The organism is Mycobacterium sp. PTI7, from assembly GCF_056679845.1.
Window position 1 is genome coordinate 4,462,692 of record NZ_CM155252.1, and the last position, 23,678, is coordinate 4,486,369.

General features: G+C 70.7%; 22 protein-coding genes. 11 read left to right on the plus strand and 11 right to left on the minus strand.

Annotation, left to right across the window (positions count from 1 at the left end; genetic code table 11):
* Window positions 1–28 precede the first annotated feature (28 nt).
* Window positions 29–2,167 (plus strand): glycogen debranching protein GlgX, encoded by a 2,139-nt coding sequence (gene glgX / locus AC1MEY_RS21500; protein WP_480227413.1) that lies wholly within the window; start codon window positions 29–31, stop codon window positions 2,165–2,167.
* Window positions 2,167–2,748 (plus strand): hypothetical protein, encoded by a 582-nt coding sequence (locus tag AC1MEY_RS21505; RefSeq protein WP_480227414.1) that lies wholly within the window; start codon window positions 2,167–2,169, stop codon window positions 2,746–2,748. The genes glgX and AC1MEY_RS21505 overlap by 1 nt, the downstream gene beginning before the upstream one ends.
* Here the strand turns inward: AC1MEY_RS21505 and AC1MEY_RS21510 are convergent, their stop codons facing one another.
* Entirely contained in the window at window positions 2,749–3,111 is a 363-nt protein-coding gene (locus AC1MEY_RS21510) for a hypothetical protein (protein ID WP_480227415.1), read from the minus strand. It abuts the gene before it with no gap.
* Window positions 3,112–3,226: 115 nt separating this feature from the next.
* Between AC1MEY_RS21510 and AC1MEY_RS21515 the strand changes: the two genes are divergently transcribed.
* The 3 genes from AC1MEY_RS21515 to AC1MEY_RS21525 all read left to right on the plus strand — a co-directional run bounded on the left by AC1MEY_RS21515 (window position 3,227) and on the right by AC1MEY_RS21525 (window position 5,332).
* Entirely contained in the window at window positions 3,227–3,676 is a 450-nt protein-coding gene (locus AC1MEY_RS21515) for a MarR family winged helix-turn-helix transcriptional regulator (protein WP_480227416.1), read from the plus strand.
* Window positions 3,673–4,497, plus strand: coding sequence for an ATP-binding cassette domain-containing protein (locus AC1MEY_RS21520; protein ID WP_480227417.1), 825 nt, complete (start codon window positions 3,673–3,675; stop codon window positions 4,495–4,497). Before AC1MEY_RS21515 ends, AC1MEY_RS21520 begins: the two co-directional genes overlap by 4 nt.
* Before the next feature lie 94 nt (window positions 4,498–4,591).
* Window positions 4,592–5,332, plus strand: a complete 741-nt coding sequence (locus tag AC1MEY_RS21525; protein WP_480231608.1) for an ABC transporter permease — start codon at window positions 4,592–4,594, stop codon at window positions 5,330–5,332.
* Here the strand turns inward: AC1MEY_RS21525 and AC1MEY_RS21530 are convergent.
* Window positions 5,329–7,155, minus strand: coding sequence for an ArnT family glycosyltransferase (locus tag AC1MEY_RS21530; protein ID WP_480227418.1), 1,827 nt, complete (start codon window positions 7,153–7,155; stop codon window positions 5,329–5,331). The two genes, AC1MEY_RS21525 and AC1MEY_RS21530, sit on opposite strands and share 4 nt — an antisense overlap.
* Before the next feature lie 192 nt (window positions 7,156–7,347).
* Between AC1MEY_RS21530 and AC1MEY_RS21535 the strand changes: the two genes are divergently transcribed.
* A complete protein-coding gene (locus AC1MEY_RS21535) occupies window positions 7,348–8,430 on the plus strand; it encodes a cellulase family glycosylhydrolase (RefSeq protein ID WP_480227419.1) in 1,083 nt (360 codons plus the stop codon).
* A 19-nt stretch (window positions 8,431–8,449) separates the two neighbouring features.
* Here AC1MEY_RS21535 and AC1MEY_RS21540 read toward each other — a convergent pair whose 3' ends face one another.
* Genes AC1MEY_RS21540 through AC1MEY_RS21550 form a run of 3 tightly spaced genes read right to left on the minus strand, consistent with a single transcriptional unit; the run spans window position 8,450 to window position 11,508 of the window.
* Window positions 8,450–9,769 (minus strand): maltokinase N-terminal cap-like domain-containing protein, encoded by a 1,320-nt coding sequence (locus AC1MEY_RS21540; RefSeq protein ID WP_480227420.1) that lies wholly within the window; start codon window positions 9,767–9,769, stop codon window positions 8,450–8,452.
* Between the two features lie 36 nt (window positions 9,770–9,805).
* A complete protein-coding gene (locus AC1MEY_RS21545; protein WP_480227421.1) occupies window positions 9,806–10,309 on the minus strand; it encodes a hypothetical protein in 504 nt (167 codons plus the stop codon).
* A gap of 5 nt (window positions 10,310–10,314) precedes the next feature.
* Window positions 10,315–11,508, minus strand: a complete 1,194-nt coding sequence (locus AC1MEY_RS21550; protein ID WP_480227422.1) for a hypothetical protein — start codon at window positions 11,506–11,508, stop codon at window positions 10,315–10,317.
* A gap of 134 nt (window positions 11,509–11,642) precedes the next feature.
* On the opposite strand from AC1MEY_RS21550, the gene AC1MEY_RS21555 reads away from it, so the two are divergent.
* Both AC1MEY_RS21555 and AC1MEY_RS21560 read left to right on the plus strand, forming a co-directional pair.
* Complete coding sequence (locus AC1MEY_RS21555) at window positions 11,643–12,455, plus strand: HugZ family pyridoxamine 5'-phosphate oxidase (protein ID WP_480227423.1); 813 nt, start codon at window positions 11,643–11,645, stop codon at window positions 12,453–12,455.
* Between the two features lie 33 nt (window positions 12,456–12,488).
* The gene (locus AC1MEY_RS21560; RefSeq protein ID WP_480227424.1) at window positions 12,489–13,067 is read left to right on the plus strand and encodes an orotate phosphoribosyltransferase; all 579 of its coding nucleotides are present in this window, start codon (window positions 12,489–12,491) and stop codon (window positions 13,065–13,067) included.
* Between the two features lie 83 nt (window positions 13,068–13,150).
* On the opposite strand, the gene AC1MEY_RS21565 is transcribed toward AC1MEY_RS21560, so the two are convergent.
* Genes AC1MEY_RS21565 through AC1MEY_RS21580 form a run of 4 tightly spaced genes read right to left on the minus strand, consistent with a single transcriptional unit; the run spans window position 13,151 to window position 16,939 of the window.
* Window positions 13,151–14,209 carry an ABC transporter ATP-binding protein gene (locus tag AC1MEY_RS21565; protein WP_480227425.1) on the minus strand — a complete coding sequence of 353 codons (1,059 nt, stop codon included), beginning with the start codon at window positions 14,207–14,209 and terminating at the stop codon, window positions 13,151–13,153.
* A complete protein-coding gene (locus AC1MEY_RS21570) occupies window positions 14,206–14,964 on the minus strand; it encodes an ABC transporter permease (protein ID WP_480227426.1) in 759 nt (252 codons plus the stop codon). The genes AC1MEY_RS21565 and AC1MEY_RS21570 overlap by 4 nt, the downstream gene beginning before the upstream one ends.
* Window positions 14,961–15,806 carry an ABC transporter permease gene (locus tag AC1MEY_RS21575; protein ID WP_480231609.1) on the minus strand — a complete coding sequence of 282 codons (846 nt, stop codon included), beginning with the start codon at window positions 15,804–15,806 and terminating at the stop codon, window positions 14,961–14,963. The genes AC1MEY_RS21570 and AC1MEY_RS21575 overlap by 4 nt, the downstream gene beginning before the upstream one ends.
* Window positions 15,806–16,939 (minus strand): ABC transporter substrate-binding protein, encoded by a 1,134-nt coding sequence (locus AC1MEY_RS21580; protein ID WP_480227427.1) that lies wholly within the window; start codon window positions 16,937–16,939, stop codon window positions 15,806–15,808. The genes AC1MEY_RS21575 and AC1MEY_RS21580 overlap by 1 nt, the downstream gene beginning before the upstream one ends.
* A gap of 246 nt (window positions 16,940–17,185) precedes the next feature.
* Between AC1MEY_RS21580 and AC1MEY_RS21585 the strand changes: the two genes are divergently transcribed.
* Complete coding sequence (locus AC1MEY_RS21585) at window positions 17,186–17,800, plus strand: hypothetical protein (protein WP_480227428.1); 615 nt, start codon at window positions 17,186–17,188, stop codon at window positions 17,798–17,800.
* A gap of 4 nt (window positions 17,801–17,804) precedes the next feature.
* Entirely contained in the window at window positions 17,805–18,212 is a 408-nt protein-coding gene (locus AC1MEY_RS21590) for a TIGR03668 family PPOX class F420-dependent oxidoreductase (RefSeq protein ID WP_480227429.1), read from the plus strand.
* Between the two features lie 275 nt (window positions 18,213–18,487).
* Here the strand turns inward: AC1MEY_RS21590 and AC1MEY_RS21595 are convergent, their stop codons facing one another.
* Window positions 18,488–18,733, minus strand: a complete 246-nt coding sequence (locus AC1MEY_RS21595) for a hypothetical protein (protein WP_480227430.1) — start codon at window positions 18,731–18,733, stop codon at window positions 18,488–18,490.
* Between the two features lie 177 nt (window positions 18,734–18,910).
* Here AC1MEY_RS21595 and AC1MEY_RS21600 point away from each other — a divergent pair, with 177 nt between their 5' ends.
* Window positions 18,911–19,978 (plus strand): NAD(P)H-dependent amine dehydrogenase family protein, encoded by a 1,068-nt coding sequence (locus AC1MEY_RS21600; protein WP_480227431.1) that lies wholly within the window; start codon window positions 18,911–18,913, stop codon window positions 19,976–19,978.
* Between the two features lie 100 nt (window positions 19,979–20,078).
* Here the strand turns inward: AC1MEY_RS21600 and car are convergent, their stop codons facing one another.
* The gene (gene car, locus AC1MEY_RS21605; protein WP_480227432.1) at window positions 20,079–23,612 is read right to left on the minus strand and encodes a carboxylic acid reductase; all 3,534 of its coding nucleotides are present in this window, start codon (window positions 23,610–23,612) and stop codon (window positions 20,079–20,081) included.
* Window positions 23,613–23,678 lie beyond the last annotated feature (66 nt).

Below are 23,678 nucleotides of genomic sequence, written 5' to 3' on the forward strand. Positions count from 1 at the left end.
ACACCACATCAGCAAGAAGGATGACCCCTTGACTCAGGTCTCGACTCCCAACGCCGTCCCTCAAGAGGTCTGGCGCGGCAAGGCCTACCCGCTCGGCGCCTCCTACGACGGCTCGGGCACCAACTTCGCGTTGTTCAGCGAGGTCGCCGACAAGGTCGAACTGTGCCTGTTCGACGCCGACGGCAACGAGACCCGGGTAACCCTGCCCGAGGTCGACGGCTTCGTCTGGCACGGCTTCCTGCCCAACATCGAACCCGGCCAGCGCTACGGCTACCGCGTGCACGGCCCGCACAACCCCGCCGAGGGCCACCGCTGCAACCCGAACAAGCTGCTGCTCGACCCCTACGCCAAGGCCATCGACGGCACGTTCGACTGGAACCAGTCGCTGTTCGGCTACGACTTCGGCGAGGAGGACAGCCGCAACGACGAGGACTCCGCGGCGAGCATGCCGAAGTCCGTGGTGATCAACCCGTTCTTCGACTGGGGCATCGACCGCCCGCCGAACCACGAGTACGCCGACTCGGTGATCTACGAGGCGCACATCAAGGGCCTCACCGAGACCCACCCCGACATCCCCGAGGCGATGCGCGGCACGTACGCGGCCGTCGCGCACCCGGCGATCGTCGAGCACCTCAAGTCGATGGGCATCACGGCCATCGAGCTGATGCCGGTGCACCACTTCGCCAACGACTCGACGCTGATCGACAAGGGTCTGTCGAACTACTGGGGCTACAACACGATCGGGTTCTTCGCGCCGGACTCGAAGTACAGCAGCAGCGGCACCCCCGGCGGGCAGGTGCAGGAGTTCAAGGCGATGGTCCGGACCCTGCACGAGGCGGGCATCGAGGTGATCCTCGACGTGGTCTACAACCACACCGCCGAGGGCAACCACATGGGCCCGACGCTCTCGATGCGCGGCATCGACAACTCGGCCTACTACCGCCTGGTGGAGGACGACAAGAAGTACTACATGGACTACACGGGCACCGGCAACAGCCTGAACGTCGGTCACCCGCACTCGCTGCAGTTGATCATGGACTCGCTGCGCTACTGGGTCACCGAGATGCACGTCGACGGGTTCCGCTTCGACCTCGCGTCGACGCTGGCCCGCGAGTTCTACGACGTCGACAAGCTGGCGACGTTCTTCGAACTGGTGCAGCAGGATCCGACGGTGTCGCAGGTCAAGCTCATCGCCGAGCCGTGGGACGTCGGCCCCGGCGGCTACCAGGTCGGCGGGTTCCCCCCGCAGTGGACGGAGTGGAACGGCAAGTTCCGCGACACGGTCCGCGACTTCTGGCGCGGCGAGCCCTCGACGCTCGACGAATTCGCCTACCGGCTCACCGGTTCCGCGGACCTCTACGAGAACACCGCGCGCCGGCCCGTCGCCTCGATCAACTTCGTGATCGCCCACGACGGCTTCACGCTGCGGGACCTGGTGTCCTACAACGAGAAGCACAACGAGGCCAACGGCGAGGACAACAACGACGGCGAGTCCAACAACAGCTCGTGGAACTGCGGGGTGGAGGGACCCACCGACGACGCCGAGGTCAACGCGCTGCGGTCGCGTCAGCAGCGCAACCTGCTGACCACGCTGCTGCTGTCGCAGGGCGTCCCGATGATCTGTCACGGCGACGAACTCGGTCGTACGCAGGGCGGCAACAACAACGGCTACTGCCAGGACAACGAGATCACCTGGATCGACTGGTCGACCGCCGACGAGGAGCTGCTCGAGTTCACCCGCACGGTGACCGCGCTGCGCGCCGAGCACCCGGTGTTCCGGCGCCGCAGGTTCTTCAGCGGCAAGCCGGTCGGCCGGCGCGGTGAGGCGGGGCTCCCCGACATCGCGTGGTTCACGCCCGAGGGCACCGAGATGACCGGCGAGGACTGGGGTTCCGGTTTCGCGAAGTCGGTGGGGGTCTACCTCAACGGTCACGGCATCCCCGACCGGGACACCCGCAACCAGCCGATCATCGACGACTCGTTCGTGTTGCTGTTCAACGCCCACTACGAGCCGATCGAGTTCACGTTGCCGCCGAACGAGTTCGGCGATCGGTGGATGACAACGGTGCGCACCGACGGCGGCGATGAGGAGTTCGTGGGCGCGGCGGGCACCATCACCGTCGACGCCCGCACCACGATCGTGCTGCAGGCCGTCGCACCCGAGTGATGACGATGCTGACCGATGCGATCAGGTCGACGCTGTCCACCGTGCTCGGGGACGTCGGCGGCCTGTTCGCTCAGCAGGGCGTCGTCTTCGCGGCGACGCTCGAGATCGACGACGACGCCGATCTGCCCGGCGGGACCGAACTGCTGGTGCCCGGACGGCGGGACGCCCTGGTGCGACTCGCCCCGGTCACCGACCTCGGCGTGCCGCGCACGGTCTGCGTCAAGGTGCCCGACGCCTACGGCGGCGGACGCGGGCAGGACTTCCTGCTCGCGTCCTCCGGCGACGGCGCGCCGATGCACCACGCCGTGGTGCCGACGTCGACGCCCGCTCACCTGTACTCGTCGCTGTGGCTGTACCTGGCCGGCATCGAACCGGTCGCGTTCGGCGCCCGCGTGCACGACGCGTCGCCGGGCCCGGGTGACCGGATCGACTTCCTCGTCAGCGGGGTGCTGTCGCGGTTTCGCACCGTCGGCTCGCTCGAACTGCACGGCGAGGCGACCGGCACCGACGTCACGTTCGCGGCATCGACCTCCGGCGGCGGACTGCGAGCGCTGCCGCCGGCGTCGTTCTACCGCGGCTGACTACTCGACCACCTGGAAGAACGACTCGCCGTCCTCCGGCGTCCCGTCGATCTGGCCACGCTCGGTGCCGTGCACCTCGGGGTCGATCCGATCGAGTTCGTCGTCGGCGACCAGCCGCAGGCCGCCGCCCTGGTCGGAGTCATGGCCGTCGGTCGGCGCGTCCTCGTCGCCGTCGGCGCTGACGTCGGGCTCCTCCTCGGCGAGCCGCTCGTCGAGCGTCTCGTCGTCCTTGGCCTCGATCCACCGCTCCGGTGGGTCGACCACCTCGTCGCCGTCGTCGTTCCGCACCTCGTCGGAGTCGAGGGATTCGGAGGGTTCGAGGGGGTTGTCGTCGAACCCGGCGTCGGAGCCATCAGTGGTCATGCGCTCATTGTGGCGCTGCACCCTGGGATTCGTGCACGCGGACCCGCGGTGGGCGCGACTGCGGGTGCACGAATCGCCCTGGAACCTACTCTGTAACAGAGCTAAAGTGGCAGGAGTGGATACCCGCACCGAACTCGCCGCCGAACTGTTCGGCACGGTCGGGCGCTTCCGCCGCCAGGTCCGCCGGTCGGCGGGCCCCGCGATCGGAACCGGCCTGCCCGAGTCGCAGGCCGAGCTGCTGCGCCTCGTCGGACGGCAACCCGGCATCTCCGTCCGCCACGCCGCCGCCGAACTCGGCCTGGCCCCCAACACCGCGTCGACCCTGGTCTCCAGACTCTCGACCGACGGCCTGCTGCAGCGCACCGTCGACCCGGCCGACCGACGCGTCGGCAGGCTCGCGCTCACCGAGTCCGCCCAGCGCGTCGCCGACGAGTCCCGCGCCGCGCGGCGCGCCGCACTCACCGCCGCGCTCGGACGCCTCGACGACGAGCAGATCGACCGCCTCACCGACGGGCTGGACGTCCTGGCCACGCTCACCCGACTACTGCGCGAGGAGGCCCCGTGACGCCACCGGCCATCGACTGCCGCCACCTGACCCACCGCTACGGCGACCACGTCGCCGTCGACGACGTCACCTTCGAGGTGCGGGCCGGCGAGACGATGGGGCTGCTGGGCCCCAACGGCGCGGGCAAGACCACGGTGGTGCGGGTGCTCACCACGCTGACGCCCGCCCAGGACGGCGACGTGCTGGTGTTCGGCCTGGACTCCCGGCGCGACACCCTCGACATCCGGCAGAACATCGGCTATGTGCCGCAACAGCTCTCGATCGAGTCGGCGCTGACGGGCAGGCAGAACGTCGAGCTGTTCGCCCGCCTGTACGACGTGCCGCGCGCTTCTCGCCGCGCCCGCGTCGACGAGGCGCTCGAGGCGATGAGCCTGCTCGACGTGGCGGGCAACCTCGCCGGGACGTACTCCGGCGGCATGGTCCGCCGGCTGGAACTGGCCCAGGCCCTGGTGAACCGGCCGTCGCTGCTGCTGCTCGACGAGCCCACCGTCGGCCTCGATCCCATTGCACGCGACGGCGTCTGGTCCCAGGTGGCGCGCATGCAGGACGAGTTCGGCATGACGGTGCTGCTCACCACCCACTACATGGAGGAGGCCGACGCCCTGTGCGACCGCGTCGCCCTCATGCACCACGGCGCGCTGCAGACCGTCGGCACGCCGGCCGACCTCAAGGCGTCGCTGGCCACCGACGAGTCGCCCGACGTGACCCTCGAGGATGTCTTCCGGCACTACGCCGGCTCCGACCTGTCCGACGACGCCGCCCGGCAGGGGCTGCGCGAGATCCGCTCCAGCAGAAGGACGGCCCGCCGTGTCGGCTCCTGAGACGTCTCCCCGGCGCTCCGCTCGCCCCGACCACCACATCACCCTCGTCCGCGCGCCGCGCGGCCTGCGCCGCGTGCCGGGCCTGCTGCGCAGGATGAACGCTTTCGCGCTCGTCGAGCTGCAGAAGCTCAGCCACGATCGCAGCGAACTCCTCACCCGCATGGTGCAGCCCGCGCTGTGGCTGCTGATCTTCGGCCAGACGTTCTCGAACCTGCGCGTCATCGACACCGGCGGCGTGCCCTATCTGGCGTTTCTGGCGCCCGGCATCATCGCCCAGTCCGCGCTGTTCATCTCGATCTTCTACGGCATCCAGATCGTCTGGGACCGTGACGCCGGGATCCTCGCCAAGCTGATGGTCACGCCCGCGCCTGCGTCGGCGCTCATCACCGGCAAGGCGTTCGCGGCGGGCGTGCGGTCGGTGGCGCAGGTGGTCGGCGTGCTGATCATCGCCTACCTCATGGGGATTCACCTCACCGGCAACCCGCTGCGGATCCTCGCCGCGATGGGAATCGTGGTGCTGGGCTCGGCGTTCTTCGCATGCCTGTCGATGACGCTGGCCGGGCTGGTCCGCAACCGCGACCGGCTGATGGGCATCGGTCAGGCGATCACGATGCCGCTGTTCTTCGCGTCGAACGCGCTCTACCCCGTCGACGTGATGCCGCAGTGGCTGCGGTGGCTGTCCGCGGTCAACCCGCTGAGCTACGAGGTGAACGCGTTGCGCGCGTTGCTGATCGGCACGCCGGGCAACACCTGGCTCGACGTCGGCGTGCTGCTGGTGGCCGCCGCGGTCGGCGTGGTCACCGCGTCGGCCCTGCTGCGCCGGTTGGTCCGCTAGCCCGTCCGCACCGGCGCGGTGAGGTCGTAGACCAGGTCGTCGCCCACCCGCCGCGGCGTGTAGGAGAACGCCACCCAGCGCCCGATGTCCGCGTGGACGTGGGACGTCGACCCGCGGTGCCCGCCGCCGGTGGCAGTCACGTAGTAGGTGACGCGGTGCGCGGCGACGAGGTCCTGGAACTGGCCGAGCGTCGGCGTCGGGTCGGTGCCGCCGAATCCGCCGATCGCCATCACCGCGGTGCCGGTGGACAACTCGAGCGCGGCGGCGTTGCTCGACCGGTCGATCGCGGCGGACCACTCGGTGTGGGTGGCCTCGAGCATCGCGTCCAGCACCGGGTCGTCCTTCGTCCGGCCCCACGCCGAGACGGCGTGGCCGGTGTGCGGCGGCCCGACCGCGGGCCCACCCCCCTGATGCGCGGTGTCGACGGTCGCCACCGCGTACGCGCCGCTGCCCGCCAGCGCCCCCGCCACCGCGACGCCGGCCAGCGCTCCCGCCAGCGCGGTCCGCCGAGACGCCAGCACGCCGAACAGCGCGACCGCGGCCGCACCGGTGAGCACCAGGATCGCCCACCGCAGACCGGGCAGCCAGGTGACGTTGCGGCCCAGCACCCACCAGCTCCACAGGCCGGTGCCCAGCAGCAGGACCACCAGGGCGATCCGGCACCAGAGCGTCTCGCGCCGCGCCCAGGTCTGCTGCACGCCGAGGGCGAACGTCGCGGCCACCGCGGGCGCGATCGACAGCGAGTAGTACGGATGGATCATGCCGTGCATGAAGCTCAGCACCGCGCCGTCGATCAGCAGCCACCCGCCGAACAACACGGCCGCCGCACGCACCCGGTCGGTACGGGGGGCACGTCCGCGCAGGATGAGCACCACACCCAGCGCCACGATCGCGGCGGGCAGCAGCCAGCCGATCTCGTAGCCGAACTCGCCGCCGAACAGGCGGCCCGGCCCCTGGACCTGGCCCACCCACGCGCCCGCATCGGGCAGCCGTGCCGGTGGAGCCGCCGCGCCGTGGGTGCGCCCCATCAGACGGCTGAGCCCGTTGTAGCCGAGCACCAAGTTCATGAAGGTGTTGTCGGTCGAACCCGCCAGGTAGGGCCGCGACGACGCGGGCCACCACATCGTCAGCAGCACGAACCAGCCCGCCGACGCCGTCATGGCCACGGCGCCGCCGAGCAGGTGCAGCAGCCGCGTGCGGAACGCGACCGGGGCGGCCAGCAGGTACGCCGCGGCCAGGGCGGGTGCGGGCATCAGGCCCTCGAGCATCTTCGCCAGGAACGCGAACCCCAGGGCCACCCCGGCGAGGGCGAGCCAGCGGGCGCCGTCGCGGTCCAGCGCCCGCACCGTGCAGTAGGCGGCCGCGGTCATCAGCAGCACCATCGCGGCGTCGGGGTTGTTGAACCGGAACATCAGCACCGCGACCGGCGTCAGGGCGAGCGCCGTCCCGGCGAGCAGACCCGCCGTCGGACCGGCGATGCGTGCGACGGCGGCGTACAGCAGGGCCACCGCGCCGACGGCCATCAGCGCCTGGGGGATCAACATGCTCGCGCTGCCGAACCCGAACAGCTGACCCGACAGGCCCATCACCCACTGCGACAGCGGCGGCTTGTCGACGGTGATGAAGTTGTGCGGATCCAGCGACCCGAACAGCAGCGCCTCCCAGTTGGCCGACCCGGCCTGCGTCGCCGCGGCGTAGAAGGCGTTGCCCATGCCGTTGATCGTGATCCGCCACAGGTAGAGGACGGTGGTCCCGGCCAGCAGCACTGCCAGCCACACCCGGGACCACCGGGACGTGGGCGTCGTCGGCTCGGTGATCGTCACGTCGACCAGTGACGCACCGCTACCCCCGTGCGAACCTGTGCGCCGGCCGCGAGCCTGCTGCGGATCGGCGTCCGGTAACGATTCGGCCCGCGGCCGACGAAGATGAGGTGACGGCCCCGCAGTCGCCGATTCGGTCGAGACGCTGCGGGTTTGTTAGTTTCATCGCCTAGGCAACCAAGGATTGGGGAGAACGTGCGCAACGTGCTCAAGCTCGTCACGGCGCTGGCGACCGTCGCCGTGGTGTCCGCCACCGCCACCGCGGCGCTGACGCCGTCCTCGGACGTCCGGGCCTACCCGTACGTGGAGACGGCCTCGATCAACACCTCGGGCAGCACGATCGGCTTCGCCGACTCCGACCTGTACGGGATGTCGCCCGAGGACGTGAACCGCACCCTCGACCTGATGACCGCCACCGGCGTCCGCACCGTCCGCGTGATGATGCCGTGGGCCGGCATGGAGCCCAACCCGGGTCAGTACGACTGGGGCAAGGTCGACCTGATCGTCGACGCCGCCAACGCCCGCGGCATGTCGGTGCTCGGCACGCTGGTGTCCGCGCCCGGCTGGGCCGTCACGCCCGGCACCCCGGCGATCTCGAGCCCGCCCGACTCGGCCGCCACGTACGGCGACTTCGCCGGCGCGGCCGCCGCGCACTACCGCGGCCGGGTCGCCGCCTACGAGATCTGGAACGAGCCGAACGCCGTCACGTCATGGACGTCGGGCCCGCAGGGACCCGAGCCGGCCCGGTACGCCGGACTGCTCAAGGCCGCCTACCCGAAGATCAAGGGCGCCGACCCGTCGGCACTCGTGATCGGCGGCGTCGTCGGTGCGGTCGTCCAGTTCTTCGCGCTGACGATGGACCCGGTGACGTTCATCGACCAGATGTACGCCGCGGGCGCCAAGGGCTCGCTCGACGCGGTGGCCTTCCACCCGTACCTGTACAACAACGAGTTCTCCCGCGGCCGCGGCACCGCCAACACCCCGTTCAGCCAGGCCGAGGCCATCCACGGCGTGATGGCCAACTACGGCGACGGCGGCAAGAAGGTGTGGGCCACCGAGTACGGCCAGCCCACCTCCGCGGTCGACGAGGCCACCCAGGCCGCGTACCTCACCGACTTCCTGACCACCTGGCGGACGCTGTCCTTCGCGGGTCCGACGTACATCTACACGACCCGCGACCGCAACACCGGCAGCGGTTCACCCGACGACACGCTCGGCGTGTACCGCTCGGACTGGACGCCGAAGCCCGCCCAGGGTGCGGTCGCCGCGCTGACCTAAGCCGGCGGCGTCGCCCGGGTCAATCGACCAGCCGGGCGATCGACTCCATCGGGATCGGTAGCCAGGCGGGTCGGTACCGCGCCTCGTAGCCGGCCTCGTACACGGCTTTGTCGAGTTCGTAGGCCGCGAGCACGTCGGCGTCGTCCCGAGGGTCGACGCCCGCCGCCGCGGCGTAGCCCTCGCAGAAGGCGGCGCGGTTGCGGTCCGCCCACTCCCGGGCGCGGGCCACGTGCTGCTCGTCGGCCTGGCCGTCACCGCCCTCGATCAGCCGCTGGTAGGCGGCGTACTCGTAGGACCGCAGCATCCCGGCGACGTCCCGCGACGCCGAGTCGGGCCTGCGTCGCTCCGGCAGCGGCTGCCCCGGCTCGCCCTCGAAGTCGATCACCAGCCAGGTCTGCGGCGTGCGCAGCACCTGGCCGAGGTGCAGGTCGCCGTGCACGCGCTGCACGGTGATCGAGCGCTCGGCGAGCCTGCGGTAACGGCCCTCGATCCGGTCGACGTACGGCGCCAGTTCGGACACCGACGCGGCGACGACGCGCAGCCGCTGCACCAGCGTCTCCACCGGGAACGCGACCTCCGAGGTGCCCAGTTCGTCGGCGAGCGTCCGGTGCACCGAGGCGACGGCCTCGCCGAGCCCGCGCGACTCGTCGGCGAAGTCGGCGCTCGCACCACCCTCGGTGAACAGCTCGCGCGTGCTGGCGGTCGCGGTGTCCCAGCCCTCCGCGGAGCCGGCCGCGAATCGCGTGACCATGCCCAGCGCGTAGTGCTCGCCGTCGATGTCGGTGTCGATCGAACCGAGCAGCGTGGCCACGTGGGCGTTGCCCGCGCGCGCCAGCACGCGGCTGAGTTCGATGTCCGGATTGATGCCCGGCGTCACGCGGCGGAACGCCTTGAAGATCGCGGACGTGCCGAACACGACGCTGGTGTTGCTCTGCTCGGCGCCCATCACCCGCGGGGTCGCGCCGACGGGAAGGTCCGCGCCGGGTTCCTTCGCGAAGCGGATCTGACCGACGGTCGCAGACTCGTCGATCAGCGCCAGCAGGTGGCGTCCGGCCTCGGGGTCGTAGAGCGCGTCGTAGGCGGTGCGGGACCCGTCGGTGCCGATCGCCTGGAAGGTCTGCGGGTCGGTCTGTTCCGGACCGTCCTCCCAACGGACCACCACCTGGTAGCGGGCAGTGGACCCGTCGTCGTAGTCCGCATCGAGCAGCACGAGGTCGAGGTCCTGGTCGCCGTTCGATCTCAGCGACACCGAGAGCGTCTCGCGCACGCCGGTCAGTTCACGACCGCGCCCCGCGTACCACCGTTGCCTGGTCAGCCATTCCTCATATGCGAGCGTCATCAGCCTTCAAAGCTACCCACGGACGGCGGGATCGAATCACGCCGCGTCGACGCCGTCGGGTGTGGGCAGTGCGCCGCGCTCGATGTCCGCGGCGACCTCGTCGCGGAGGACCGCCGCCGCGGCGTAACCGTCGGCACGGCTGGTCCGTACGTGCGTACCGCCCCGGTTGATCTGCACGGGCCACCGGACGACGCCGATCAACCGCAGCAGCAGGACGACCGGAAGCACCGCGAGTTGCAGGGCCAGCTCGGCGAGCGAGACCACGACGAACAGCACGATCGCACCGGCGTAGACGACGACGCGGCCCGCCGTCCACCCGATCCACAGCAGCACGCCGAGTGCGGCGAGCACGATCTGGACGACGAGGCCGTGCTCCTTCTCCGTCGATTCCCCGGTGTCTTCGGCAGGTGCCGTGGCGGGCTCGGTGGTGGGCTCGTTGGTCATGGCCTCCCGGAACGACAGGGCGCGCCGCCACGGATACCACCGGTGTCGCACGGTCCACGTGACACCCGAGGGGTCGACGACCTTCCGCCCGGCCACGGCGGCTACTGCAGGAAGCGGGCGGCGTCGGCCCGCACGAATCGAGTGGAGTCGGCCTGGCGGTAGCCGATCACGCCGCCGCTCGCCGTCAGCACCAGCAGGCCAGCGATGCCGGGCACCGCGACCATGGCGAGTTCCCCCACCCGCGCGGTGCGCAGGTACTGCGGAAAGCCCTGCCGGTATGCGGGGGTGCCCAGCGCGGAGGTGCCGCCCGCGGACGGGAGCCGGCCCGCCTGGACCGTGCCGGTCGGAGCGACCGAGCCCGTGACCTCGGTGGTGCGCGCGCCCGCCGAGCCCGACGCCAGCACCCGGGGTGCGGCGCCGGCCGGCGCGGTCCTGGCCGCGACGGGACGCGGTGGGCCGATGCGCGGGACCGGGATCACGACAGGCGCCTGCAGTACGGGCACGTTGGGCATCACGTCGGTGACCGGGACGCCGCCACCGCCGCCCCCGGACACGATGCCGCCGGACGCGTCGGTCACCGGCTCCTCCTCCATGGTCCGCAGCGTCGGTGACGGCGGCTTCGGGGGGAACGGGTTGTACGGCGCCACCGCGTCGGAGATCGCGGTGGTCACCATCGAGTTGAAGGTGCCGACGCTCTCCGCGACCGACGAGTACGCGGTCAGCGGGTCGGAGAGGTTGATCGAGAAGCGCGTCGCCATGGTGCCGGGCAGCGTGGGCAGCGGGATGGTGAACGGCTTCGACCACGGCAGCGTCACCTCGGCGGTGTGGCCGGTCGGCGTCCGCGGCTGCGGGTCGACGGTCAGGCCGGTGTCGACGGGTGGTTCCTCCTTCGGCACTCCCTCGACCGGCACGACGTCACCCGGCGGCGGGGAGTCCGGCGTGGGCTCGCCCGAACCCTCGCCGGGCAGCAGGACCACCTCGGGCTCCTCGGCGCCGGGCGCCTTGGCCTCGACGGTCGGAGGCGGCTGGCCGGGCAGCCGTCCGTTGCCGAAAATGGAGCGCGGGCCGCGCAGCAGATCGCGCAGCTGGCTCAGCGGGCCCTTCACCTCGGGCGTTGCCGATGGAGCCGGGGTAGGTTCGCTGGGCGCCGTGGGTTCGCTGGTTTGACCGGTGTCGGGCGGGTTCGCCGGATCGTCGGGGTCCGCGACGGCCACCCCCGCGCCCGCACCAGCCAGCATCAGCGTTGCGGCGAGCGCACCGATGCCGAGTGCGAGGCGTCTGGTCCGGGTCGGCACACCCCTCATCCTTCTCCACGTGACACACATCGGCAGTTAGCCGACCGAAGATCGATTCTTAGCTGATCATCGCACGAGAATCGCCGCCGACGTCAGGAAATCCACCGCCTGACCGGCGGGTATAAAGTGCCGACGTGGCCACCCCATCCAGCCCTCGCGACCACGGCGACCCGGGCGACGCCCCCTCCGTTCCCCCTCCGCTGACGCCCGTCGTCAACGCCACCCGCCCGTCGGCTGCCGAGGAGGCGCGCACCATCGCGGCGTCCACCAACACCGGCACGCTGGCGACGCTGACCGCCGACGGCGACCCGTGGGCGTCGCTGGTGACCTACGGCCTCGACGGCGGGTCACCCGTGCTGTGCGTGTCCAACCTCGCCGAGCACGGCCGCAACCTGCACGGCGATCAGCGCGCCAGCATCGCCGTCGTCGCACCGGCGACCGAGTCCGACCCGCTGGCGAACGCCAGGATCACGATCGCCGGGGTCGTCCGCCGGCCGACCGACGCCGAGCACGACTCCGCTCGTCAGGCGCACCTCGACGCGGTGCCCGCCGCCAAGTACTACGTCGACTACTCCGACTTCACGCTCTGGGTTCTCGACGTCGCGCGGGTGCGGTGGGTCGGTGGCTACGGCCGGATGGATTCGGCGACCGCGGCGGACTACCTGGCGGCGTCCCCCGACCCGGTGCGGTCCGCGGCGACCGGCGCGATCGAGCACCTCAACGCCGATCACGCCGACTCGCTGACCCTGATGGCCCGCGCCCTCGGCGGCTACCCCGACGCCACCGCCGCGCTGTGCACCGACGTCGACCGCTACGGCCTCGACCTCCGCGTCACCTGCGACCGCGGCATCGCCTACACCCGCATCGGCTACGAGACGCCGATCGACTCCCCCGACCAGCTCCGCCAGGCAGCGGTCGACCTCACCCGGCGGGCGCGAGAGGGCTGAGCACCCTGGTGTGCCGGCCGATACGATCACCGCATGCCTGAAGCGAGCGACCGTCCGGACACGTGGCACGCCGCGTTCGACCTCATCCGCACCCGCGGCTACGAGCGTCGGGAGGAGCCGTTCAAGCTCGCGAGCGGCCAGCTCAGCCATGACTACGTCGACGGCAAGAACGCCATCGACACCGGCGCACGGCTGACCGTCGTCTGCCGTGCAGTGGTCGACCTCGCCGACCGCACCGGCATCGAGTTCGACGCCGTCGGCGGGCTCACGATGGGCGCCGACCCCCTGGCCCACGGCATCGCGATGGTGGCCGACAAGGCCTGGTTCTCGGTGCGCAAGGAGCAGAAGCAGCGCGGCCGCGAACAGTGGGTTGAGGGCCACCGCCTTCAGGCGGGCACCCGGGTGCTCCTCGTCGACGACGTGATCAGCACCGGCGGCTCCACCGAGATCGCGTTCGACCGCGTGGTGGCGCTGGGCGCCGTCGTCACCGGCGTCATCCCGATGGTCGACCGCGGCGACGTCGCGACCGGGCGCTTCGCCGCGCGCGGTGTCCCGTTCGCCGCGCTGGTCACCTACCGCGACCTGGGCATCGAGCCCGTCAAGGACGTGTGATCCCGGCGCCGAGTGTTGGCTCGTGACACGGTTTTTCGCGGAAAGCGTGGCGGTAATCAACGTTCGGCGGGGCGGGGCGGGGGCTAGACCACCAGCACGCGCGTCGGCTCGACGCCGACGGTGACCGTCGCGCCCGGATCGAACGCCCGCGCGGCCGCGCTGCTCAGCTGAGCGTCGACCACGGTGCCGTCGGCGAGGGCGACGTACACCCGCGAGATCGGGCCGAGGAAGGCCACCGACTTCACCGTCGACGTGCCGCCCGGATCGGCCTTCACCGTCACCGACTCGGGCCGCAGCAGCGCCGTCCCCGACCCCGAGACGATCGAGCCGGCGAGCGTCGGCACCGACGCGCCGAGCAGCAGCGCGCGGCCGCCCTCCACGCGGGCGGGCACCTTGTTGTTGAGGCCCACGAACTCGGCGACGAACGGCGTCGCGGGATCGGCATACACCTGAGCCGGCGGCGCGAGCTGCTCGAGCTTGCCCTGGCTCATGACGCCGACGCGGTCGGCGACGGCCAGCGCCTCCTCCTGGTCGTGCGTGACGAACAGCGTCGTCGTGCCGACCTCCAGTTGGACGCGCCGGATCTCGTCGCGCAACTGCACGCGCACCTTCGCATCGAGTGCCGACAGCGGCTCGTCGAGGAGCAGCACGCTGGGCTGGATGGCGAGCGCCCGGGCCAGTGCGACGCGCTGCTGCTGACCGCCGGACATCTCGGCTGCGTACTTGTCCATGTGCGCGGAAAGGCCCACCAGCTCCAGCATCTCGGCACCGCGCTTCGACCGATCGGGCTTGCCGCGGCCCCGAACCTTGAGCCCGAACTCGACGTTCTGCAGCGCCGTCAGGTGCGGGAAGAGGCTGTAGGCCTGGAACACCATGCCCATGTCGCGCTTGTTGGCGGGGACGCGGGTCACGTCGCGGCCGCCGACGGACACCGTGCCCGACGTCGCTTCGTCGAGGCCGGCCAGGATGCGCAGCGCCGTGGTCTTGCCGCAGCCGGACGGGCCGAGCAGAGCGACGAACTCGCCGGGCTCGATGTGCAACGTCAGGCCGTCGAGCGCCTTCACGGTGCCGTAGACGCGGGTCAGGTCCGTCAGCTCGACGCCGACCCCCGCGGTCGATCGGGTCTGCGCACCGGTGGTCATGATCGGCGTCTCCGTCTGGTCAGCATGGAAAGGGCAAGCAGCAGAACGAGTCCGAACAGCAGCACCGCCAGCGACGCCGCGACCGACGTCGGGCCGTCGGACTTGCCGATGGCGACGATCTGCACCTGCAGCGTCTCGAATCCGGACAGCGAGGCGATGGTGTACTCGCCGAGCACCACGGCCACCGAGATGAACGCCGCCGACAGCACGCCGGACCAGATGTTGGGCACCACCACCCGCAGGATCGTGGTGGTCCACCCGGCGCCCAGCGAGCGCGCCGCCTCGGCGAGCGTGCGCAGGTCGATCGCCGACAGCGCGGCGTCGAGTGAGCGATATGCGAAGGGCAGCACCAGGACCACGTAGACGAACGTCAGCGTCAGCGCGGACTCGCCGAGCAGGTACGTCACCCACAGGTAGACGTTCTTGAGGCCGACGACGATCACCAGCGCGGGAATGGTCAGCGGCAGCAGACACAGGAATTCGACGATGCCCTTCGCCCAGGGCGTGCGCAACCGCACCCAGATCATGGTGGGCACCAGGATCAGCAGCATCGCCACCACGGTCAGCACGGCAAGCCACAACGACGTGATGATCGCCTGGTACAGCGCGTCGTCGGCGAACAGGTTGGCCCACGCGGCGCCGGTCCGGCCGCCCTGGATCAGGTTGCGGGTAGAGAAGTCCGCCATCGCGTACAGCGGGAAGAGGAAGAACAGTCCGAACGCGATCCAGAGCGCGCCCCGCCCAACGGTTCTCATCGGAGCCACCGTGCCGTGCGGCGGACCAGCAGGTTGTAGGCGATCATCACCAGCGCCACCACCACGATCATCTCCAGTGCCAGCGCGTACGCGAAGCCCGCCTGCCCGAGCACCACCTCGGACGTCAGCGCCGAGCGGATGAGCAGCGGCAGGATCGGGCTGCCCTGGCTGACCAGCGCCGCGGCCGTCGCATACGCGGCGAAGGCGTTGGCGAACAACAGCAGTGCCGATCCGAGGAAGGCCGGCGTCAGCAGCGGCACCGCCACCTCGCGCCAGTACTGCCACGTCGACGCGCCCAGGTTGACGGCGGCCTCGCGCCACTGCTCGCGCAGTCCCTCGAGCGCGGGCAGGAACACGATCACCATGAGCGGGATCTGGAAGTAGGTGTACACCAGGATCAGTCCCGGCAGGCCGTATAGCCACCCCGATCCGGCGATGTCCCACCCCAGGTACTCGGCGGCCCACAGCGTCAGCACGCCGTTCAGCCCGATGGTGGCGAGGAACGCGAATGCCAGTGCCACACCGCCGAACTGGGCCAGCACGCTGCACAGCGACAGCACGGTCCGCCGGATCACCGAGTCGGCGGGGCGGGTGACGATCAGCCAGGACAGCAGCGCACCGAAGATCGCCCCGAGCAGGGCGGTGCTACCGGACAGCAGCACGCTCTTGCCGAGCGCCGCGAGCGCGGTGTCGGTGAACAGCGCCTGCACCCGGGCCAGCGAGAAGCCCGTCTCGTCGACCACCGCGCCGAACAGGACGGTCACGGTCGGCACGATCAGGAAGATCGCGACGAGTGCGAAGAACGGAAGGAGCGGGACGGAGTCGCGCAGTCGGCGCAGGATCAGCCGACCGCCTTCGCCCAGTTGCCCTCGAGGTACTTGGTGGCGGCCTGGTTCTGGTCGACCGTCACGAACGTCGCGGCCCCGTCGACCGGCGGGAGCACCGCGTAGGCGTCGCGGTCGATGGTCCCCTTGGTCACCATGGTGTCGGCGCGCACGGGCCGGGCCCCGCCCTGCAGGTACAGGTTCTGTCCCTCGTCGCTGTAGAGGAACTCCTGCCACAGGCGGGCGGCGGCCGGGTGCGGCGCGTCCTTGTTGATCGCCTGGTAGTAGTAGCCGGCCACCGCGGCGTTCTGCGGGATGACCACCTTCCACGACGGCAGCTTCTTGGTCTCGGCGACGTTCAGGTAGTCCCAGTCGATGACCACCGGCGTCTGACCGGACTCGATGGTCGCGGGCGTCGGGTCGACCGGCAGGAAGTTGCCCGCCTCCTTGAGCTTTCGGAAGAACTCGACGCCGGGGGCGATGTCGTCGGGCGTGCCGCCCTGGCTGATCGCCACCATCATGACGCCGGAGAACGCGGCGCCGGCCTGCGTGGGATCGCCGTTGAGCGCCACCTTGCCCTTGAACTCCGGCTTCAGGAGGTCGTCCACTCCGGCGATCGCGGGCACCTTGGACTCGTCGTAGCCGATCGACATGTAGCCGCCGTAGTCGTTGACCCACTTGCCGTCCGGGTCCTTGAAGGTCTCCGAGACGTCGCCGAAGGTCTCGACCTGGTACGGGGCGAACAGGTCGGTGTTGGCCAGCGCCACCGACTGGCCCAGGTCGAAGACGTCGGGCGCGGTGGACTTGCCCTTCTGCTGGTTGGCGGCGTTGATCTCGTCCTGGCTGGCCGCGTCGGGCTGCGCCGAATTCACCTTGATGCCGTACTTGTCGCCGAACGCCTTGATGATGGCGCCGTAGTTGGCCCAATCCGGCGGCAGCGCGATGACGTTGAGTTCGCCTTCCTTCTTCGCGGCCTCCACCAATCCGTCGATCCCGCCGAAGTCGGCGGCCGACGTCGCTTCGCCTGCCTTGACACCGGATTCGGTCTGTTCGCCGCCGGACTCCTTCTCGGGCGGGGCGCAGGCGGTGAGGGCGCCGGTGAACACCAGCAGTGCTGCGCCGGCGGCGGCGGTGAATCGAGATGTCTTCATTGCCGAACCTTCTTATGAGCGGGCGGCGCGACGGTGGCGACGACACCAATCCAGGGTGACGAAGCCGGGTCGCCGGGATGAACGGGTCAGCCCGGCGATGACCTTACCCACGACTGCCGCTGTGCGGCGGTCGTTCCGGCGGTGTTCGGTCCCGCCACCACGCGTCGACCTGCGCGGACGCCCCGCGCCACCGATCCGTTGCCCACCCGGTACACGTTTGTGCTGGTAGCCGCCTAACATCAGTGCGTGGCCGACACGGGAGCGGGGGACCCCGACGCAGCAGTCGAGGGCGCTGCGGTGTCCGACGACCCGCAATTCGACTACCTCCTCGAGGACGCCGACGCCCAGGCGCCCCCCGCCCGGTACCAGGGCAGCATGGCGTGGAGCGAGACCGACGTGAACTACGGTCTGCGTCCGCAGGACGAGCCCGTCGCCACCGGCCACTTCGACGCGTTCAACGCCGAGACGTGGAACTTCAAGCCGCCGCCCGTGCCGTGGCACGAGACGCCGCAGGCCAGGATCGCGATGATCGCCGTCGCGCTGGCCGTGATCGCGCTGGTGGTGTCGATCGTGCTGCTGGCGATCGACGGGTCGGCCGGCGACGACGAGGCGCCCGGCCCGCAGACGTCGACCACGCCCACGACCACCGCCACCACGCCGTCGCCCACCGAGGTGTTGCCGCCGCCACCGCCGCCGCCCCCTCCCCCGCCGGAGTCGACCGCGCCCGCGCCGCAGGCACCCGTCTACCAGCGGCCGCGCCAGCCGAGCCAGAGCAAGAAGCCCGAGATCGGCGTCACCCGCACACCGGTGACCCGATCGCCGATCAGCGTCGCCCCGCAACGGCCGAGCAACCGGAACTGACACCGTGACCGACTTCGACGCCGCCGCCGCGTTCACCGGTGCGCCGGTGGCGGCGCTGACGACGGTGCGGCCCGACGGGTCGCCGCACGTCGTCCCCGTGGTGTTCGCCGTGCACGACGACGTCGTGTTCACCGCCGTCGACGCCAAGCGCAAGTCGACGCAGCACCTGCGGCGGCTGGCGAACATCGAGGCCGAGCCCCGCGTCAGCCTCCTCGTCGACCACTACGACGAGGACTGGAGCCAATTGTGGTGGGTGCGCGCCGACGGCGTTGCGGTCGTGCACCATTCGGGTGACCTGATGGCCGAGGGGTACACGCTGCTGCGGGCCAAGTATCCGCAGTACGACAGGATCGCCCTCGACGGGCCCGTCGTGACCGTCGACGTGCAGCGGTGGACGGGCTGGCACGCCTGACGTCGGGCGTTGTTGGCTGCGATGAGGCTGCACCCAGGGCCGTTCTCCGCGCGGATTCACGGCCCTCCGCGCAGTCTCGAGGGTGGACGTTCTGGCTGCTATCGGAATCCGGGCATCAGGGTCGTGGATTCACCGGGATCGCGGTGATGGCACGACCCTGAGCCGCATCTTCGCGTAGCAGCGGCGGCGTGGGTCCCTGGGCTCTGGCCGGCGACATGACGAAGCCCCCTCCCCCCGGGGATGGTTCAGGGGAGGGGACTTCGGGTTCGGGGGGGTCAGGCCAGGTCGGCGCCGGTGAGGTGGGCGATGTGGGCGGGGCCGTGGTTGCCGTGCCAGCCGGGGGTGGCGGTCGGGGCGGGGTGGGCGTGCACCTGCGGGGCGTAGGAGTAGCCGGGGCCGGTGGGCTCCTGGCCGCCGGGGCCGGCGGTGGCGTTGGCGGCGCCGGCCAGTCCGAGGGCGACCCCGCCGAGGATGGCGGCCGAGGCGATGGGCAGTGCGGCCAGGCGCAGGATGGTGGTCATGTCGAGTCCTTCTGTCGGAGTGTCTGTTTGGCGTTCGGAGCCGGTGTGCTCCGGCGATGACTCAACTATGTCGCGGCGGGCGGCCGTGGTCTGTCCGTCGACCGGTGGATGGACCGGAGGAATCCGGTGTCCACCGATCGGGGGACAACCGCCGCGCCGCCGTGCGACGGTGACGGCATGGCACTGCGAATCGTTCAGTGGGGTACCGGCGCCGTCGGACGCGAGGCCCTGGCCACGGTCCTGGATCCCCGCAGCGGGCTCGACCTCGCCGGGGTGCGGGTGTACTCCGAGGCGAAGGACGGCGTCGACGCGGGCACGCTGATCGGCCGGGACCCCGTCGGCGTGACCGCGACGACCGACGTGGCGGCCGTGCTCGCCCTGGATGCCGACTGCGTGATCTACACGCCGCGCCTCACCGACGTCGACGAGGTGTGCGACATCCTGCGCAGCGGCGCGAACGTCGTGACCACGGCGTTCCTCTTCCATCCCGCCCGCATCGCGGCGGCCGACCGGGACCGGGTGCTGGCGGCGTGCGAGGCGGGCGGCACGACGGTGCACGGCTGCGGCCTCAACCCCGGCAACCTGTCGGGTGCGCTGCCGCTGGCGCTCACCGGGATGAGCCGCACCATCGAGAAGCTGACGCTGCAGGAGCGGGCCGACTGGTCGGTGTACGACAGCACCGCGATCACGTTCGACAACATGCGATTCGGGGCGCCGGTCGACGAGATCAGCGTGACCGCCAACGACTTCCTGGCGTTCAACAGTTCGATCTTCGTCGAGCAGGTGTGGCTGCTGGCCGACGCGCTGCACGCCGGCATCGACGAGGTGACCGCCGACGTCGAGGCCGTCGCCGCCCAGCACGACCACGAGATCTTCGACCACGTGCTGCGCGCGGGGACCACCGCCGGTCAGCGGTGGAACTGGGTGGGCCGCCGCGCCGGTGAGCCACTCGTCGAGATCGAGACGCTGTGGACCGTCGGCAACGAGTACCCCGGCCATTGGCCCAAGCCGCGGCACGGGTGGACGCTCACCATCGAGGGCGACCCGTCGATGCAGACGCACTTCGTGTCGCTGGCCAGCTTTCAGCGCGACGCCACGATGCTCGAACACGTCAACTCGGCCAACGTCGCGACCGCGATGCAGGTGCTCAACGCCGTGTCCGCGGTGTGCGCCGCGGCGCCGGGATTCGCGACGATCGCCGACCTGCCGCCGGTGCGCAGCCTGATCGGCTTCGGCAACACCTGACCCGCACCCGGACACCGACCCCCCGACGCGAGACTGCGGTGGGATCGCGGATTCGTGGAGAATCGCGATCCCACCGCAGTCTCGGCGGGTGGAGCGGGGCCTACAGCAGGCCGAGCAGCTCCAGATCGGTGACGTACTTGACGATCACCTCGCGGGTGACGTGCGGGATGTCCTTGTCGGGCCCGATCTTGGCCTCCTGCACCGCAGCCCGGAACCGGTCGGTCGGGGCCATCGCACCGTTCATCGGGTGGTCCGGCGACTGGTAGTTGTGCAGCAGCGGCAGCAGTGACGCGTTGCGTTGCCGCTCGGGCAGGCTCCGCAGCGTGGTCGAGAACCGCTCGAGCCACGTCGCGTAGTCGCCCACCCGGCGCACCGGGTAGCCGGCCTCGATCAGCCAGTCGGCGAACTGGTCCATGCCGATGCCGTCGTCGTAGGGGTTCATGACGTGGTAAGTCTCGAAGGGTCCCCCATTCCCCGAGTCGCTGCGCTCCTGCCCGCCGGAAGCGACGTGCGACCCCAGGGTGGAGATCGCTTCGGCGATGAACTCGACGGGCAGGCCGTCGTAGTGCGCGCGCTGCCGGTTGCCGTCGGCGTCCAAGGCGTAGAACGACTCGGGTGCGACGCCGGTTGCCACCAGGCTCAACATCATTCGGGTGAACATGTCGGGCAGGTTGAGCTGACCGGCGTAGGTGGTGTCGGCCAGGATCATGTCGCAGCGGAACACCGACACCGGCAGACCGCACAGGTCGTGGGCCTCGCGGAGCAGCACCTCACCGGCCCACTTGCTGTTCCCGTATCCGTTGGCGTAGCTGTCGTCGTTGGTCCGGACGGCGCTCATCACGCGGACGTCGCTGTCCTCGTCGAAGGTGCCGGGCGTGATGCCCGCGCCGACGCCGATGGTCGAGACGTAGGCGAACGGCTTGATCTTCGTCGTGATCGCGATGCGGATCAGCTCGGCGGTGCCGAGTGCGTTGGGCCCGAACAGCTGGCTGTACGGCAGGACGTGGTTCACCAGGGCCGCCGGGTCGACGATCAGGTCGACGGTGTCGGCGAGCCGCTGCCAGGTGGCGTCATCGAGCCCGAGGTTGGATTCGCCCTTGTCGCCGGCGATCACCTCGAGGTGCTTCGCTGCCAGCTCCCGGTAGTGCGCCAGCAGCTTCGGGTCACCGCTGTCGAACGTCTTGTCCAAGCGCGCGAGGGCGTCTTCGTCGGAGCGGCCGCGGATCAGGCAGATCACCGTGCCGTCGACGAGCGCCATCCGCTCCAGCCACTCGAGTGCGAGGTAGCGCCCGAGGAAGCCGGTCGCGCCGGTGAGCAGCACCGTGCGGACCTCGACGGCCGGACCGGGCAGTGCCGGTGCGGCGGCGAGGGTTTCGGCGTCGAGGAACTTGTTTAGCGTCAGGTCGGCGGCGCGCACCTCTGCTGCGTCGCGACCGTGCACGGCGTCGTAGGTGGGCCGCTTGCTGCCATCGGAACGCTCGACCTCGACGTACTGGGCGATCGAGGCCAGGTCGCTGGCGGGGCTGACGATCACGCCGACGGGGACGTCGACGCCGAAGATCTCGTGCAGCAGGTTGGCGAACGTCAACGCCGACAACGAGTCTCCACCGAGATCGGAGAAGTGCGCGTCGCCGGTGACGTCGGCGGCCGCGGCACCCAGCAGGGCGCGGGCCGCGCGTCCGACCGTCTCGAGCACCGGACCGTCGGCGCCGTTCTGCCGCAGCTCGCGCAGTTCACCGGCCTGACCGTCGGACAGGTCGAGGTAGAGCTGTTCGAGGTCGGGGCCGTAGTGCTCCTTGAGCCGCGGCCACGCCAGCTTGCGGATGCCGGTCAGCAGACCGTTCTCCACGGTGAAGGGCGTGGTCTCGACGATGAAGTCCCGCGGGATCTCGTAGGACTGCAGATCGGCGGTGCGGGCAGCCTCCTTCAGCGAGGCGCTGATGGCCGACTTCAGCTCGTCGGCGTCGGCGTGGCGGGCCTGGGCGTCCTCGGTGGGGACGACGACGGCCAGCAGGTAGGGCCGAGCGCTGTTGCCGTACAGGAAGATCTGGCGCACCAGCGGGCTGCCGCCGAACGCGGCCTCCAGCTTGGACACCGTGACGAACTCGCCCTGTGACAGCTTGAGCACGTTGTTGCGGCGGTCGACGTAGCGGACCTGGTCGGGTCCGGTCTGGGCGACCACGTCGCCGGTGCGGTAGTAGCCGTCGGCGTCGAACACCTCGGCGGTGACCTCGGGCCGCTTGTAGTAGCCGGGGAACAGCTGGTCGGACTTCACCAGCAGCTCGCCGCGGGGGTGCGGCACGTCGGTGCCGAAGTAGCCCAGCTCGGGCACGTCGACCAGCTTGTAGTCGATGACCGGTGGGCGGCGGATCTGCCCGTCGACGAACACGGCGCCGGCCTCGGTGGAGCCGTAGCCCTCGATGAGGTGCATGTCGAGCAGGTCCTCGACCCACGACTTGAGTTCGGGGGCGATCGGCGCGGAGCCGGTCAGCGCGGTGACGAAGCGGTTGCCGAGCAGGTCGCGCCGGAGGTCGGCGAGCACCTCGGACTCGTCGGCGTCCACCCCGCGGCGGGCGAGTTCGCTCTCGTACTCCTGATGCAGCATGTCCCAGATGCGCGGGACGAAGTTCATCTGGGTGGGCCGCGTCATCGCGAGGTCCTCGAGGAACGTCGACAGGTCGCTGCGCGCCGCGAAGTAGACGGTGCCGCCGGCGGCGAGCGTCGCGTAGAGGCCACCGCGGCCCATGACGTGGCTCATCGGCATGAAGCTGAGCGTGATGGACGGGACCGCACCCTGGTGTTCGTCCCAGTGCGCCATCGCGTCGCCGGCGCCCCACATGTCGGCGACCTTGCGCGCGGGGTACATCGCACCCTTGGGCGCGCCGGTGCTGCCGGAGGTGTAGATGAGCAGGGCCAGCGGGTCGTCCTCGGCGGAGTCGACGGTCTCGACCGCGGGCAGGTCGGCGCCGCGGGCGATGACGTCGGCGAGGGTCTCGACGACGACGCCGGTGGGGGCGAGGCGCTCACGCGCGGCGTCGAGCGCCTCGCGCTGGTCGTCCACCTCGGGCCGGTAGTCGAAGACCACCAGGCTCTTCGGCGCGGGTCCTTCGAGAATGAGGGCGACGGCGTCGTCGACGTAGTCGATGCTCGACGCGATGACGGCGGGCTCGGTCTCGACGACGATCGGCTGCAGCTGGGCCTGGGGCGCGCTGGTCTGCAGCGGTACGGAGACGGCGCCGATCTGGGTCAGCGCGGTGTCGACGACGGTGTAGTCGACGCTGGTGAAGCCGAGGATGGCGACGCGGTCGCCGACGGCGACGGGGCCCGCGGCGAACGCGGCGGCGACTGCCTGGGCGCGGGTGCCGAGTTCGCCATAGGTGACGGTGTCGAAGCGGGGCTGCAGGGCGGCGACGGTGCGGCCGGCGTCGTCGGTGGTGAACTCGACGGCGCGCTGCCGGAGCGCGGGCCGGTCGGCGTAGGAGGTCAGTACGGTGCGGACGACGTCGGGAAGGCGCTGTCCTGCCATGGCCGCGCTCACGGTCTCATCGGGCTTGGCCGCGGCGAATTCCGGGTCGTTGGCGTAGAGGTCGGCGAGGCGGCGTTCGAGCCGGGCCTCGCGAGTCTCGGTAGGCATGTCGTGTCCTTCGATGGGTGCTGGCTGGTCTGGGCGGGAGGCGTCGTTGCTCACCCGGACCGGTAC